Consider the following 13,851-nt stretch of genomic DNA (forward strand, 5'->3'; position numbering starts at 1 on the left):
GACCGCTGCCGACCGCCGCCGGGCGCCGCCGGGCGCCGCCGACCGCCGCCGGGCGCGGCCCGCGGGCGCCGGGCCGTCCTCGTCCACATGCGGCGGGTGTGCCCTGTGCCTACGGTGGGAGCGGTTGGGCCCCAATCGCTCGGGAGCAGCCAGGAGGCTGAACGCAATGGCGAGAATTCTTTTCATAGTCAGCGGGGCCACTTACTGGGTTCTGAAGGACGGCACACGGTACGCGACCGGCTACTGGGCCGAGGAGTTCGCGATGCCGTACAAGAAGGTCACCGAAGCCGGGCACGACGTCACCGTGGGGACGCCCGGTGGCGTGACGCCGAACGTGGACATGATGAGCCTGCGCCCGTCCATGGCCGGCGGTGAGGACGGCGCTCTGGAACTGGAGGCCATCATCCGCTCCGCGGAGGTCATGCGGCGGCCGCTGAAGCTGTCGGACGTCCGTCTTGAGGACTACGACGCGGTGTACCTGCCCGGCGGCCACGGCCCGATGGCGGATCTCGCGTTCGACGCCGACGCGGGCCGGCTGCTGACCGCGCAGCTCGCCTCCGGCAAGCCGCTGGCGATCGTGTGCCACGCGCCCTCCGCGATCCTTGCCACCAGGATCCACGGCGAGTCCCCCTTCAAGGGGTACGACGTCACGTGCTTCACCAACGAGGAGGAGGAAGCCGTCGGCCTCGCGCCCCGGGCGCCGTGGCTCCTGGAGACGGAAATCCAGGAGAAGATCGGCGTGAACTTCAGCCGCGGCCCCATCTGGGAGCCGTACCGGGTGGAGGACCGCAACCTCATCACCGGCCAGAACCCGCACTCGGCGGACGTCCTGGCGGACCGGCTGCTGGAAGTCCTCGGGTGAGAGCCGCCCGCGGGTGACTCGCCCGTCCGTCGGTCACCCCGCCGCTCGCCCCGCCGCGGGATCCCGTGGCCACCGGCGGCGGGACGACCGATGGGCCGATGGGCCGATGGGCCGACGGGCCGACGGGAACCCCGGGCTTCGATCGGAACGCGGCGGCTCAGTCGGGCCGGCCCAGTTCGACCGAGATCCGCGCGAGCTGGTCCAGCCGGCGCTCCAGGGTGGGGTGGGTGGAGAAGAGGTTGGCCACGACCGTGCCGGGACCGAGGGCGGGGGTGAAGAAGAAGGCGTTGAACGACTGGGCGGTGCGCAGGTCCTCGGTCGGGATGCGGGCGATGTCGCCGGTGACCTTGGTCAGCGCGGAGGCCAGCGCGGAGGGTTTGCCGGTGAGCATGACGCCGGCCCGGTCCGCCGCCAGTTCCCGGTAGCGGGACAGGGCCCGGATCAGCAGGAAGCTCAGGGCGTACACGAGGGCGGAGACGGCCATGACGGCCAGCAGCAGCGCCGCGGTGTTCTGGTCGTCGCGGCGGCCGCGTCCGCCGAACAGCTCGGAGTAGAAGGCGAAACGCACCAGCAGCCCGGCGATCACCCCCAGGAACGAGGCGATCGTGATCACCGCCACGTCGCGGTGCGCGACATGGGACAGCTCGTGGGCCAGCACGCCCTCCAGCTCGTCGGTCTCCAGGCGCCGCTGCAGCCCGGCGGTGACGCAGACGACCGCGTGATCGGCGTTGCGGCCGGTGGCGAACGCGTTCGGCATCGGTATCGGGGAGACGGCCACCCGCGGCTTGGGCATGTCCGCGGTCGCGCACAGCCGGTCGATGATTCCGTGCAGCTGCGGCTCCTCCTCCTCGCCGACCGGACGGCCGTGCATCGCCATCAGCGCGATGCGGTCGGAGAACCAGTACTGCACGGCCAGCAGCCCGGCGGCGATGACCACCACCAGCACCCAGGAGTGCAGGAGCGCGATCAGCACGGCGACGAACGCCACGTACACCAGTCCCAGCAGGAACAGCGTGACGCCCATGCGGGCGGTCAGCTGCCGGTCGGGAGCGAAACGGCTGCGCATGTCATCACCCCGGGATCAGGCCTTCGCCGGCCAGCAGCTCGCGCACCTCGCGCAGGGTGGACTCCTCGCCGGGCAGGATGAGGTCGGACGGCACGATGGCGTCGTCCGGCAGGGGGGTGCCGCGGGCGCGTACGGCGGCCAGCAGGGTCCGCAGCCCGGCGGCGAACGCGGCCTCGTCGCCGCGGTCGGCGGCCGACTGCAGTGCGGCGTCCAGTTCGTTGAGCTCGGCCAGGTGCGCGTCGGCGATCTCGTACTGGCCCTCTCCGAGGATGCGCATGATCATGACGGTGCCTCGTCGTCCCGGCCGGCCGTGTCCGCGCGCCCGCCGTGTGCCGCCTCGTCCGCGGCCGGCCCGCCGGGGCCCACGGCGAGCCGCTCCCGCATCGCGGCCAGTTCCCGCTCCACGTCCCGGCCGGCCGCGGCCCGGTCCAGCTCGGCCTGGATGTCGTCGTGTCCGGCCGGCGCGGTGGCGTCCTCCAGCGCGCCGGAGGCGACGAGCTCGTCGAGGGCGCCGGCCCGGGCCTGGAGTTCCTCGGTCCTGTCCTGGGCCCGCTGGACGGCGAGCCCCACATCCCCCATCTCCTCGCCGATCCCGGTGACGGCCTCGGTCACGCGGCTCCGGGCCTCGGCGGCGGTGTAGCCGGCCTTGATCGTCTCCTTGCGGGTCCGGAAGGCGTCCACCTTCGCCTGGAGCCGCTGCGAGGCGAGGGTCAGCTTCTCCTCCTCGTCCCGCAGCGCGGCATGCTGTCCTTGCAGGCCGGTGAGCTGCTCGGTCACGGTGGTACGCCGGGTCAGCGCGTCGCGGGCCAGGTCCTCGCGACCGGTCGACAGCGCCTGCCGGGCCTGCTCCCGCAGCTTGCCGTCGGCCCCCTCCAGGTTGCGTATCTGCAGCTCGACGCGCTTGCGGCTGGTGGCGACGTCGGCCACGCCCCGCCGCACCTGCTGCAGCAGTTCGAGCTGCCGCTGGTAGGAGTAGTCCAACACCTCCCGCGGGTCCTCGGCCCTGTCCAGGGCCTTGTGGGCCTTGATCCGGAACAGTTCCGCCATGCGGTGCGCGATGCTCGCCACGGCCCTCACTCCCCAGCGGATCGACAGCCGGCCCTACCGATACGGCCTGCTATCTCCACTTTCCACCCATGGGCGCGATCGGGCACGGCGGCACCGGGCCGGGCCCCCCCGCCGGGCGGCCTGCCGCACGCCGCTCCCCCTCCCCGCGGCGTGCGGCAGGCGGCTTCATGGGAGCTGTCGGGGGCTGTTACGAGCCGGGCAGCTTGGCGCAGAGGATGTCGGCGAACTCGACCGCGGGCGGCCGGGCGAACAGTTCGCCGGCCGCCTCGCGCAGGGCGCCGCCGTAGGCGTCCAGGTGAGCCCGGCGGCCGGCCTCGTCGGCGAAGGCGTCGAAGACGGCGAACGTCGTCGGCCCGAGGCGCGCGGCGACCCAGACCGCCGTCGCCTCCTCCTCGCGTACCTGGTCCAGCGCCGATCTCAGGACTGCTTCGACGTCCGCCGCCCGGTCCGGCTTCGCCTCGATGCGGATGTGCAGGCCAACGGTCACCACGGGCGCGCTCCCCACTTCTGTGCCGATCACTTCTGTAACGATCACTTCTGTAACGATCGCTCCAGAAGGAGCGTAGCCCACTTCCCGAACGATCGCTTTAGAATTGGCGCATGAGGACGGGACGACCCCGGTCGTTCGACCGCGACCAGGCACTGGACCGGGCGGTCGACGTGTTCTGGGAGCGCGGCTACGAGGCCACGTCGGTGTCCGCGCTCACCACCGCCCTGGGCATCGGCCCGGCCAGCCTCTACGCGGCCTTCGGCGACAAGCGGACCCTCTTCCTCGAAGCGCTCGACCGCTACCTGCACACCTACGGCGCCTTCACCATGTCCGTCCTGGAGCGGGAGCCGCGCGCCGGCGCCGCCGTCGAACGCCTGCTGTACGAGGCGGCCGCCGCGTACACCAGGCCCGACCACCCGCCCGGGTGCCTGCTGATCACCGCGGCGACCAACTGCACCGAGCAGTCGGCGGACGTCGCCGCCCGGCTGCGGGACCTGCGCGCCGCCGGGAAACGCGCGCTGCACGACCGGATCTCCGCCGCCGTGCGCTCCGGCGAACTGCCGCCCGGCACCGACGCGCACGCCCTGGCGACCTTCTACTCGGCCGTCCTGCAGGGCATGTCCGCCCAGGCGCGGGATGGCGCCTCCCGCGCCGACCTGGAGCACGTCGCCGGCATCGCCCTCAGCGCCTGGCCGCCGCGCTGACGCGCTGCCGCCCGTGCCGGCGCCGCCCTCCCGGGCGCCGGGAACGGCCGGGCGCGGCACTACATTCGGGGCGTGGGCGACGACAGGACACCCGGGCGCGGCACGGTGGCGGCACTGTACGCCGCCGGGTTCACGACCGCCTTCGGCGCGCACGGGGTGGCCGCCACGCTCGGCGCCCGGTCGGCCGGCTCGGTGACGTCGCTGATGACGCTGGGCGCGCTGCTGGCGCTGTACGACGGGGCCGAGGTCGTGCTCAAGCCGGTCTTCGGGTCGCTCGCCGACCGGATCGGCGGCCGGGCCGTCCTGCTCGGCGGCCTCGCCGCGTTCGCGGCGGCGTCCGGGGTGTACGCCCTGGCCGGCGGCCAGGGGTGGCTGTGGGCGGCGCGGCTCGGGCAGGGCGCGGCCGCCTCGGCGTTCTCCCCGGCCGCGTCCGCGCTCGTGGCGCGGCTCAACCCGGCCGCCCGGCAGGGGCGGGCCTTCGGCGGCTACGGCTTCTGGAAGTCGGTCGGCTACACGCTGGGGCCGCTGCTCGGCGGCGTACTGGTGTGGGCCGGGGGCTTGCGGCTGCTGTTCACGGTGCTCACCGGGCTGGCGCTGGCCGTCGGGGGCTGGGCCGCGGCGGCCGTGCCCCGCGTACCGCCGCTGCCGCGTGCCCGGCAGACGGTCCTCGACCTGGCGCGGCGCCTGGCCGAACCCTCCTTCCTGGCCCCCACCGCGGCTCTGGCCGGGGCCACGGCCGCGCTGTCGGCCGGGGTGGGCTTCCTTCCGGTGTCCGGCCGGGCCGCGGGGATGGGGGCGGTGGCGACCGGCGCGGCCGTGTCCGTGCTCGCCGCCTGCGCCGCCGTCGTCCAGCCGCGTGCCGGGCGCGCCCTCGACACCGGGCGGCTGACGGCCTCCGCGGGGATCACGGCCGGCCTGCTGACCGCCGCCGCGGGCCTGGCCTGCGCGACCCTGCCGGGACCCGCCGGTGTCCTGCTGGGCGCCGCCCTGACCGGTGTCGGCACCGGCCTGATCACCCCCCTCGGCTTCGCGTGGCTGGCCGCCTCGACGCCCAAGGAGCGCCTCGGCCGGACCATGGGCACCGCCGAACTCGGCCGCGAACTGGGCGACGCGGGCGGCCCGTTGCTCGTCGCCTCCATCGCCACCGGGGCGAGCCTGGCGTACGGCTACGCGGCCCTGGCCCTCGTGCTGGCCGCCGTCCCCGCGGCGCGGCTGCTGCGGGCCGCGGCGCGCCCCCGGCGGTGACCCGTCCCACGCACGCCGCCGTGCACACGAGCCGGGCGAACCGGCGGTGCGGCGCGATCCGTTCCGGAGGTGTCCAGATTGGTAGCTGTCCCTTTTTGGACACGAGTCGGCTCATGAACGGGAAGGCACAGGTCGGAACCGGTTCGTGAGCGGAAGTGACCTACCGCGGGCCGGATTTCCGGTAGGCAGGGCCGGGGCTGATCGGGTACCAATCTCTTACGGCACTTCGAGGCGTGACTCCCCGTCTACCGAGAGTGCCGCAGGCACCCGCAAGGTGCCGGCTGGTCGCGGTATCCCCGAGCCACCGCGGCCGGTGCCGTCAAGCGCCAAGAAACCGGATTGCTCGCCCGGTGTCCCGGGGGGGAAACGCTTGGCGGCGCGTGGGGGCCCGGCCGGCCCGCCGACCCCCACTGCCTCCGGCGGCCGCTCGCTGCCCAGCTTCGCCCGCAGGGTTACGAGCGGCCGCCAGCGAGGTCACGAGCCCGGCGGTGCGCGGTGCGCGCTGCGCGTCCGACCGCCCCGCGACCCGGCGACCCGCCGTCAGCGGTTCGCGGGCTCGCGCCGCACCGCGCGCGCGAACTCCGGGTCCTGCGCCAGCCGCAGCCCCGCCTCGAACCGGCTCGCCGCGCCCAGGCGCTCCATCAGCTTGGCGACCGTGCGCTGCACCGTGCGGCGGTGGATGCCCATCCTGCGGGCTATCCGGTCGTCGCTGAGCCCGCCGGCCATGAGGCGGACCACCACCCGCTCCTGCGGGGTCAGCTGGGTGCCGCCGCGGGCCTCCAGCCCCCGCTCGTACGGCTCGGACCGCAGCCAGTAGTCCTCGAACGTCGCCAGGTGGATCTTCACGAGCATCGAGCCGCGGACCACGATCATCCCGCCGGAGGGCCGGTCCGGGTCCGTGGTCACGCAGACCACGAGCCGGTCGTAGATCACCAGGTCGGCCGGGCCGTGGTCGATCAGGCGCACGCGGATGCCCGCCTCCGCCAGGCGTTCCAGGTAGCGGGCGTGCCGCGGGTTGTGCAGCACGGACCGGTCGTAGATGTTCCGCACCTGCACGCCGCGGCCGATCATCTCCGCGTCCCGCTCCAGCGACTCCTCCAGCACCTCCATCGGTGCCATGCCGGTGGGGTGGAGTGCGTCCGAGGTCTCGCGGACGGTGGCGTCCAGCTCGGACATGACGCGCATCTTGCGGCGGGGCTCGGTGACGTACTCGATGTCCACGTGGGAGTTCTCGCGGGCGACGGCCGGGCGGTACACCGTCACCAGGGAGCGGGTCAGCCCCTCCATGTGGACCTGTGCGCGGGCGTGCTCCGCCGCGTTCAGCCGGTAGGCGTCAAGGGTGCGGACCAGCGCGGTGTCCGGCTCGACCGGTTCGAGCGTGCCGTCGGTCTCCTTGACCAGGCCGAGCTCGGCCAGCCTGGCCACGCCGCGGCCGGCCTGCGCCTCGTCCAGACCCGCCGCCTTGGCGACGCGGGCGCGTGCGAGGCCGCCCTGCGCGCGGAGGACCTGGTAGACCGCGAGAGCGTGCTGCTCCTCGTCTTCTGGCATGGGACGCCCCCTCGAACCGCCGCACTCCCTCCCCGTGGCCTCCGACCATACCCACGTGGTCGGACACCCGGGCCCGCCGGGGCGCCGGCGGGCGGCGGCGCCGCGGCGGGTCAGCCGCTCACAGGTCGAACTCCGCCGGGTTCAGCCCGACCGCGTAGCACGCCTCGCGCACCACGCCCTGCTCGGTCTTGTCGAACGTGCCGTCCGCGCCGCCGATCACGATCCCGATCTGGATCACCGCCCGGGCCTCGGCCGGCTTCTTCTGCACCTTGGCGATCTCCTGGAGGACCGAGACCTTGCCGAAGTCGAAGTCGGCGGTCAGCTTGCCCAGGTAGTCGTCGAAGCGGCGCTGGAGGTCCATGGCGGGGAAGTTCTGCAGCACCTCGTTGCTCGCGATCAGCGCGGCCACACGCTGCCGCTCGGCCGGGTCGACCGAGCCGTCGGCCGCGGCCACCAGCGCGCACATGGCCATGCTCGCGTCCCGGAACGCCCCGCTCTTCAGGTCGTTCTTCTTCGCGTTGAGCTGGGCCTGCATGGTCTGGGCGGATTCCTTGAACCGGTCCCACAGGGGCATCGCGGGTCTCTCCTCGTACGTCGTTCTCGGGGTCGTCGGCGGGCCGCCGCACGCGAGCGGCCTTTCGCTGACGACAACTCTCCGGGAGGGTAAAGCAGTTCCCAAAAGCCCGGAACAGGGGTCCCGGAGCGGGGTCCCCGCGGACGGCAGCGGCCCCCGCTCACCTCGCGCGAGGCGGGGCGGCCGGGGGCCGTGCGGGCGGCGGACGACGGATGCCGGGTGCCGGGTGCCGGACGGCGTCCGGGGCGTCCGGGGCGTCCGGGGCGTCCGGGGCGTCCGGGGCGTCCGGGGCGTCAGACGGTGACGCCGAAGTCCGTGGCGATGCCGACCAGGCCCGAGGCGTAGCCCTGACCGACCGCGCGGAACTTCCACTCGGCGCCGTTGCGGTACAGCTCGCCGAAGACCATGGCGGTCTCGGTGGCGGCGTCCTCGCTCAGGTCGTAGCGGGCGATCTCGGCGCCGCCGGCCTGGTTGATGATGCGGATGTAGGCGTTGCGCACCTGGCCGAAGTTCTGGTTGCGGCTGTCGGCGTCGTAGATCGACACCGGGAAGACGATCTTGTCGATGTCGGCGGGCAGCCCGGCGAGGTTGACGTTGATCTGCTCGTCGTCGCCCTCGCCCTGGCCGGTCCGGTTGTCCCCGGTGTGCACGATGGTCTGGTCCGGCGTCTGCTTGTTGTTGAAGAAGACGAAGTGGGCGTCCGAGTAGACCTTGCCGGTCGCGTTGACGGCGATGGCGCTGGCGTCGAGGTCGAAGTCCGTTCCGGTGGTGGTCCGGACGTCCCAGCCGAGGCCGACAGTCACGGCCGTCAGACCGGGCGCCTCCTTGGTGAGCGAGACGTTGCCGCCCTTGGACAGGCTTACCGCCATGGGAAGTCCCCTTTTGTGGTCGCGGGTGTTGCCGACGAAACTACCGTCACCCCTCCATACGCGGCGCCCGCCCCGGATGGTTCCGCGACCGGTGGCGAAACCCCCGTGACGGGCGGCCGGACGCGCGGGATCATGGAGCCATGTCCGGGCCACTGCTCATCCGCGGTTCGGTCGCCGTGCCGGAGGCGGAGCTGACGTGGCGCTTCTCCAGGTCCTCCGGGCCCGGCGGCCAGCACGTCAACACCTCCGACTCGCGCGCCGAGTTGCGGTTCGACCTGGCCGGCACGCCGTCGCTGCCGCCGGTGTGGAAGCAGCGCGCGCTCGAAAGGCTCGCCGGCCGGCTGACCGACGGGGTGCTGATCGTCACGGCGTCCGAGCACCGCTCGCAGTGGCGCAACCGCGAGACCGCGGCGGCCCGGCTGGCCGCCCTCCTCGCCGAGGCGACCGCCCCTCCGCCCAGGCCCCGCCGCCCCACCCGCGTCCCGCGGGGGGTCAACGAGCACCGGCTGCGCACCAAGAAGGCGCGCGGCGAGACGAAGCGGGGCCGCGGCCGCACGTGGGACTAGCCGCGCGCGGACCGGCCGTGCGCAGGACCGGCCGCACCAGCCGCGCGCGTCCCCGGTCTCAGGGCGAGCGGCTACCCCAGGTACCGGTACCGGCCGCGGAAGTAGGTGAGCGGGCCGCCGTCCGCGCTCGGCGTGCGGGCGGTCAGGACACGGCCGATGATCAGGGTGTGGTCGCCGGCCGGCACCCGCTGCTCGGTCTCGCACTCGAGTATCGCCAGCGCGCCGCCGAGGACCGGCGCGCCGGACTCCTCGCCGCGGTAGTACGCGATGTCCTCGAACAGGAGCCGGTCGCTGATCCGCCCGCGCAGCGCGAAGCGCCCGGCGATGTGCCGCTGGCTCTCGCTGAGTACGGACACCGCCCACCGCTCCTGGCGTTCGAGGAGGTCGTCCATCCGCGAGCCGATCCGTACGCTCACCAGGACCAGCGGCGGCTCCAGGGAGACGGACATGAAGGCGGTGGCCGTCATGCCCACGTCCTCGCCGCGCGGGCCGTCCTCGGGGTCGTGCGCGGTGACGAGGACGACGCCCGCGGCGAGGCGGGCCATGGCGGCGCGGAAGTCATCGATGTTGACGGTCTGACCCATGGTGGTCCCAGGATGCCGTCCCGGCGAGGTCTGCAGCACGCACCTCACGTTACGGCCCGGTAGGAATGCGGGCATCGGGCTGCGGGACCAGAACCGCAGGACGGGGGTCCTAGGTCCGCCACCCACCAGAGGATATACGTTCTGTATTCAACTGCTTACCTGATGGTGTGACTTGGATCACAAGGCGCGGGAATTGTTGACCCTGTGTACCGGTTGCACAGCTCGCTGTGATTCAGTGGCCGTGTCATCGGGTGAGTGCGTACGCGCAAGCGATGGCGCGGGCGCCCGCCGCACCCGCGGCGACCGCACGGAAGCGACCGGGAAGACCGCGGACCGGCCACCACCACCATCGGACCGGAAGCCGTCGACGACGCGGAGGGGGCATGGACACCGAGTCGGAGCCGTACGTCCGCCTCTCGACCTTGCGTCGGCTCCACAAGGTCGTGGCGGATCTCAACACGGCACGCAGTCTCGCCGACACCCTGCAGGCAGTCGCCGACGGGGTGGTCCGCGGGCTGGGCTACGAGCTGGCCGCCGTCAACCTGGTGCGTCCGGACGGCGACCTCGTGGTGGCCGCGTTCGCCGGGAGCCCGGCGGGGGAGGCGCTGCTGGCCGGCCGGGTCGGCTCGCGCGCGTCCTGGGAGCGGCGGCTGGCCATGGGGGAGCGCTGGGGCGCCCTGCGGTTCATCCCGCACACCGAGGGCTGGGTGCTGATCGACGACGACGTGCCGCAGTGGCACAGCGAGGGCCCGCTGCCGCGCTTCCCCGACGAGTGGCACCCCGGCGACCGGCTGTACGCGCCCATGTACTCCTCGCAGAGCGCCGGCAGCGACCTGATCGGCGTGATATCCGTCGACCGGCCGGCCAACGGCCGCCACCCCGGGCCGTGGGGCTGCGAGGCGCTGCAGATGTACGCCTTCCAGGCCGGCATAGCCATCAGCAACGCCCGCATGCGCGCCAACATGCAACGCGCGCTGGTGCGGCTGGAGCGCGACCAGCAGGCGCTGCGCGCGAGCGAGGAGAGCTTCCGGCAGGCGTTCGAGTACGCGCCCAGCGGCATGGCCATCGCCGAGATGGGCGGTGACCAGCACGGGAAGCTGCTGCGGGCCAACGACGCGCTGTGCCGGCTGCTGGGCCGCTCGGCGTCGGTGATGAGGCGCTACTCCTTCTCCGACCTGGTGCACCCCGAGGACGTGGGGCTGCTGCTGCGCACCTCCGCCGAGGGCGGCCGGGCCGAACTGCGGCTCGCCCGGCGGGACGGCAGCTACGTCTGGGTGTCCCTGCGCAACTCGGTGGTCGCCGACACCGCCGACGGGCCGCGCTTCCTGCTCACGCACGTCGAGGACATCGAGGAGCGCAAGAGCCGCGAACTGCAGCTCGCCCACCGGGCCAGCCACGACTCGCTGACCGGTCTGCCCAACAGCGCCGAGCTGCGGGCCCGGCTGTCGTCCCGGCTGTGCGGCAGGCCGCACGACAAGGACGCGGCCGCGGCGGCCGCGGCGGCCGCCGATCCCGAGGACCTGGACGAGTTCGCCTTCAGCTACGGCTACGGGCCGGACGAACTCGCCGCCCCCCTCGGCGCGCTCGACTCGCACACCCACGCCGTGACGCCGGACGAGAACGACGAGGCGGCGGGCAAGGGGCTGGCGGTCCTCTTCTGCGACCTCGACGGCTTCAAGCTGATCAACGACCGGTACGGGCACCACGCCGGTGACGCGGTCCTCATCGAGGTCGCCCGCCGCCTGACCGGCGCGGTCCGCGACGGCGACACCGTTGCCAGGCTCGGCGGCGACGAGTTCGTCGTCCTCGCCGACGGCCTCGCCCCCGCCGACGCGGCCGACCTCGCCGTGCGCCTGCGCAACGCGATCGTCCCGCCGATCCGGGTGGACGGCCGCTCGGTCCGCGTCGGCGCCAGCTTCGGCATCGGCTGGGCCGGCTGCGGCATGACCGCCGAGGAGGTCCTCCACTCGGCCGACCAGCGGATGTACGTGGAGAAGCGCAGCCGGTCGGCGAAGCCGAACCACCGCAGGGCGGGCTGACCCCGAGGGGTCCGCCCCGGGCCGCGGACGGCCGCGCGGGCGGGGGAGGGTCCACCTTGCGGCGTAGAGCGGATCGCTCTGGGGGGTGACCCCGGGACGGCATCGGCGTGCATACGCTGGGTGATGTGCAGCGCATCTACGATTTCCTCCGCCGGCACCCGATGTGGGTCGACAGCTTCTGGGCCGTCGTCCTGCTCGGCGTGTCCGGGGTGTGGATCGTGGCGGCCCCGGACCTGACGCCGGCGTCCCGGGTCGCCGCCGTGCCGTTGTCGGTGGCCCTGGGCCTCGTGGTCGCGCTGCGCCGCAGGGTCCCGGAGCGGATGCTGCTGGTCGCGGTGGCCACCGGTCTGCTGCAGCTCGCCCTGGACGTCTCGACCAACCCGGGCGACATCGCCTTCCTGGTGATCATCTACACCTGCGCCTCCAACGGCGCCCGCTGGTCCTCCCGGCTCGCCCTGGCCGCCGGCCTGTGCGCCGCCCCGCTGTCGATCATGCGCTGGCCCCCGCACGGCGACGGCACCACGATCTGGACCACCCTGCTGACCACCGGCTTCCTGATCGGCATCTACGCGCTGTCCTGGGTGGTCGGCGACCGTCTGCGCACCCGCCGGGCGTACTACGCCGAGCTGGAGGAGCGCGCGGCCCGCCTGCACCGCGAGCGCGAGGCCCAGTCCAAGGCCGCGGTCGCCGCCGAGCGCGCCCGTATCGCCCGGGAACTGCACGATGTGATCGCGCACAACGTCTCCGTCATGGTCGTCCAGGCCGACGGCGCCGCGTACGTCCTGGACTCCGCCCCCGACCAGGCCAAGCAGGCGCTGGACACGATCTCCACCACCGGCCGCCAGGCGCTGGCCGAGATGCGCCGCCTGCTCGGCCTGCTGCGGGCCGGGGACGACGCCGGCGGCGAGTACGTGCCGCAGCCCGGCGTGGACCAGCTCGGCGACCTCATCGACCAGGTGCGCGGGGCCGGCCTGCCGGTCCGCTTCGAAGTGGCCGGCGAGGCCCGCCCGCTGTCCAGCGGGGTGGAGCTGACCGCGTACCGCATCGTGCAGGAGGCCCTCACCAACGTCCGCAAGCACGGCGGCGACGGCGCCAGCGCCAGCGTCCTGCTCGGCTTCGGCGACTCCGCCCTCGACCTGCTGATCGAGGACGACGGCCGGGGCGCCCGCACCGACGTCTACGAGCACGGCGGCCACGACGGCCTCGGCCAGGGGCTGATCGGCATGCGGGAACGTATCGGCATGATCGGCGGCACCCTGGTCGCCGGCCCGCGGCCCGGCGGCGGCTTCCGGATCAGCGCGGTGCTGCCGCTGCGGACCGGCCGGTGACGGCGGATGGGACCGTAGGACGGCACAGGCGGCGGGACGGCGACCAGCCGGCCCCGCGACCCGTACCCACCCGTACCGCCCGAGGAAGGCTCACGATGGCGATCCGCGTCATGCTCGTCGACGACCAGGTCCTGCTGCGCACCGGCTTCCGGATGGTGCTGGCCGCACAGCCGGACATGGAGGTCGTCGCCGAAGCCGGGGACGGCGCGGAGGCGCTGGAGGTGCTGCGGCGCACCAAGGTGGACGTCGTGCTGATGGACGTGCGCATGCCGCGCATGGACGGGGTGGAGGCGACCCGGCGGATCTGCGGCGGGGAGCGCGGCACGGAGCCCGAGGCGGGCGTGCCGCGCGTGCTGATCCTGACCACTTTCGACCTCGACGAGTACGCCTTCGCCGCGCTCAAGGCGGGCGCGAGCGGCTTCATGCTCAAGGACGTGCCGCCGGACGAGCTGCTGACCGCGATCCGGGCGGTGCACAGCGGCGACGCGGTGGTGGCGCCGAGCACGACCCGGCGGCTGCTGGATCGTTTCACCCCCATGCTGCCCAGCTCCGGCGCGGAGGAGCGGAACAAGGAGCTCGACCGGCTCACCGAACGGGAGCGCGAGGTGCTCATGCTGGTCGCCCAGGGCCTGTCCAACGGCGAGATCGCCGCCCGCCTGGTGCTGTCCGAGGCCACCGTCAAGACCCACGTCGGCCGGATCCTGACCAAGCTGGGGCTGCGCGACCGGGTGCAGGCCGTCGTCCTCGCCTACGAGTCGGGACTGGTGCGCGCCGGCGGCGGCGCCATGTGATACCAATCCGCCTACCGGGACGTAACGTTGGGCTCACAGCGCCCCCGCGGGAGCGGAATGATCCTTACACTCCTGGGTGTTGGCCCCGACAGCGAGTGCCATCAGGCGTCGGGAGCG

General features: G+C 73.6%; 15 protein-coding genes. 7 read left to right on the forward strand and 8 right to left on the reverse strand.

Features of this window, described 5'->3' with window-relative positions; genetic code table 11:
- The first annotated feature begins 166 nt into the window (after positions 1-166).
- The gene (locus tag K7G61_RS19135) at positions 167-862 is read left to right on the forward strand and encodes a type 1 glutamine amidotransferase domain-containing protein (RefSeq protein WP_225848098.1); all 696 of its coding nucleotides are present in this window, start codon (positions 167-169) and stop codon (positions 860-862) included.
- Positions 863-1,019: 157 nt separating this feature from the next.
- Here the strand turns inward: K7G61_RS19135 and htpX are convergent, their stop codons facing one another.
- From htpX to K7G61_RS19155, 4 genes are all read right to left on the reverse strand, one after another.
- Positions 1,020-1,928, reverse strand: a complete 909-nt coding sequence (gene htpX, locus K7G61_RS19140; protein WP_225848099.1) for a zinc metalloprotease HtpX — start codon at positions 1,926-1,928, stop codon at positions 1,020-1,022.
- 4 nt (positions 1,929-1,932) lie between these two features.
- Positions 1,933-2,205 carry a hypothetical protein gene (locus K7G61_RS19145; protein ID WP_374204165.1) on the reverse strand — a complete coding sequence of 91 codons (273 nt, stop codon included), beginning with the start codon at positions 2,203-2,205 and terminating at the stop codon, positions 1,933-1,935.
- Between the two features lie 2 nt (positions 2,206-2,207).
- A complete protein-coding gene (locus K7G61_RS19150) occupies positions 2,208-2,975 on the reverse strand; it encodes a PspA/IM30 family protein (protein ID WP_225848160.1) in 768 nt (255 codons plus the stop codon).
- A 208-nt stretch (positions 2,976-3,183) separates the two neighbouring features.
- The gene (locus tag K7G61_RS19155) at positions 3,184-3,486 is read right to left on the reverse strand and encodes a putative quinol monooxygenase (RefSeq protein WP_225848101.1); all 303 of its coding nucleotides are present in this window, start codon (positions 3,484-3,486) and stop codon (positions 3,184-3,186) included.
- Between the two features lie 110 nt (positions 3,487-3,596).
- On the opposite strand from K7G61_RS19155, the gene K7G61_RS19160 reads away from it, so the two are divergent.
- Positions 3,597-4,190: a TetR/AcrR family transcriptional regulator gene (locus K7G61_RS19160; protein ID WP_225848102.1), complete on the forward strand. Its 594-nt coding sequence runs from the start codon at positions 3,597-3,599 to the stop codon at positions 4,188-4,190.
- Between the two features lie 72 nt (positions 4,191-4,262).
- Positions 4,263-5,435, forward strand: coding sequence for an MFS transporter (locus K7G61_RS19165; protein WP_374204166.1), 1,173 nt, complete (start codon positions 4,263-4,265; stop codon positions 5,433-5,435).
- Positions 5,436-5,975: 540 nt separating this feature from the next.
- Here the strand turns inward: K7G61_RS19165 and K7G61_RS19170 are convergent.
- From K7G61_RS19170 to K7G61_RS19185, 3 genes are all read right to left on the reverse strand, one after another.
- Positions 5,976-6,983 carry a LuxR C-terminal-related transcriptional regulator gene (locus K7G61_RS19170; protein WP_225848103.1) on the reverse strand — a complete coding sequence of 336 codons (1,008 nt, stop codon included), beginning with the start codon at positions 6,981-6,983 and terminating at the stop codon, positions 5,976-5,978.
- Between the two features lie 118 nt (positions 6,984-7,101).
- Positions 7,102-7,557 carry a tellurite resistance TerB family protein gene (locus K7G61_RS19175; RefSeq protein WP_225848104.1) on the reverse strand — a complete coding sequence of 152 codons (456 nt, stop codon included), beginning with the start codon at positions 7,555-7,557 and terminating at the stop codon, positions 7,102-7,104.
- Positions 7,558-7,850: 293 nt separating this feature from the next.
- Positions 7,851-8,426 carry a TerD family protein gene (locus K7G61_RS19185; RefSeq protein ID WP_225848105.1) on the reverse strand — a complete coding sequence of 192 codons (576 nt, stop codon included), beginning with the start codon at positions 8,424-8,426 and terminating at the stop codon, positions 7,851-7,853.
- Between the two features lie 140 nt (positions 8,427-8,566).
- Between K7G61_RS19185 and arfB the strand changes: the two genes are divergently transcribed.
- Positions 8,567-8,992: an alternative ribosome rescue aminoacyl-tRNA hydrolase ArfB gene (arfB, locus tag K7G61_RS19190; RefSeq protein WP_225848106.1), complete on the forward strand. Its 426-nt coding sequence runs from the start codon at positions 8,567-8,569 to the stop codon at positions 8,990-8,992.
- A 71-nt stretch (positions 8,993-9,063) separates the two neighbouring features.
- On the opposite strand, the gene K7G61_RS19195 is transcribed toward arfB, so the two are convergent.
- On the reverse strand, positions 9,064-9,576 hold the full coding sequence (locus K7G61_RS19195; protein ID WP_225848162.1) for a flavin reductase family protein: 513 nt from the start codon (positions 9,574-9,576) through the stop codon (positions 9,064-9,066).
- A gap of 383 nt (positions 9,577-9,959) precedes the next feature.
- On the opposite strand from K7G61_RS19195, the gene cdgB reads away from it, so the two are divergent.
- The 3 genes from cdgB (at position 9,960) to K7G61_RS19210 (ending at position 13,734) form a co-directional block, all read left to right on the forward strand.
- A complete protein-coding gene (gene cdgB, locus K7G61_RS19200; RefSeq protein ID WP_225848107.1) occupies positions 9,960-11,615 on the forward strand; it encodes a diguanylate cyclase CdgB in 1,656 nt (551 codons plus the stop codon).
- Between the two features lie 125 nt (positions 11,616-11,740).
- Positions 11,741-12,943: a sensor histidine kinase gene (locus K7G61_RS19205; RefSeq protein WP_225848108.1), complete on the forward strand. Its 1,203-nt coding sequence runs from the start codon at positions 11,741-11,743 to the stop codon at positions 12,941-12,943.
- A 95-nt stretch (positions 12,944-13,038) separates the two neighbouring features.
- Complete coding sequence (locus K7G61_RS19210) at positions 13,039-13,734, forward strand: response regulator transcription factor (protein ID WP_225848109.1); 696 nt, start codon at positions 13,039-13,041, stop codon at positions 13,732-13,734.
- Positions 13,735-13,851 lie beyond the last annotated feature (117 nt).

Origin of the sequence: Streptomyces sp. HPF1205 (assembly GCF_020400825.1) — a bacterium.
Classification (GTDB): domain Bacteria; phylum Actinomycetota; class Actinomycetes; order Streptomycetales; family Streptomycetaceae; genus Actinacidiphila.

Coding starts and splice junctions, on each gene's coding strand:
- K7G61_RS19135 (WP_225848098.1), top strand. CDS start 167: ATGGCGAGAATTCTTTTCATAGTCAGCGGGGCCACTTACTGGGTTCTG.
- htpX (WP_225848099.1), bottom strand. CDS start 1,928: ATGCGCAGCCGTTTCGCTCCCGACCGGCAGCTGACCGCCCGCATGGGC.
- K7G61_RS19145 (WP_374204165.1), bottom strand. CDS start 2,205: ATGCGCATCCTCGGAGAGGGCCAGTACGAGATCGCCGACGCGCACCTG.
- K7G61_RS19150 (WP_225848160.1), bottom strand. CDS start 2,975: ATGGCGGAACTGTTCCGGATCAAGGCCCACAAGGCCCTGGACAGGGCC.
- K7G61_RS19160 (WP_225848102.1), top strand. CDS start 3,597: ATGAGGACGGGACGACCCCGGTCGTTCGACCGCGACCAGGCACTGGAC.
- K7G61_RS19170 (WP_225848103.1), bottom strand. CDS start 6,983: ATGCCAGAAGACGAGGAGCAGCACGCTCTCGCGGTCTACCAGGTCCTC.
- K7G61_RS19175 (WP_225848104.1), bottom strand. CDS start 7,557: ATGCCCCTGTGGGACCGGTTCAAGGAATCCGCCCAGACCATGCAGGCC.
- K7G61_RS19185 (WP_225848105.1), bottom strand. CDS start 8,426: ATGGCGGTAAGCCTGTCCAAGGGCGGCAACGTCTCGCTCACCAAGGAG.
- arfB (WP_225848106.1), top strand. CDS start 8,567: ATGTCCGGGCCACTGCTCATCCGCGGTTCGGTCGCCGTGCCGGAGGCG.
- K7G61_RS19195 (WP_225848162.1), bottom strand. CDS start 9,576: ATGGGTCAGACCGTCAACATCGATGACTTCCGCGCCGCCATGGCCCGC.
- cdgB (WP_225848107.1), top strand. CDS start 9,960: ATGGACACCGAGTCGGAGCCGTACGTCCGCCTCTCGACCTTGCGTCGG.
- K7G61_RS19210 (WP_225848109.1), top strand. CDS start 13,039: ATGGCGATCCGCGTCATGCTCGTCGACGACCAGGTCCTGCTGCGCACC.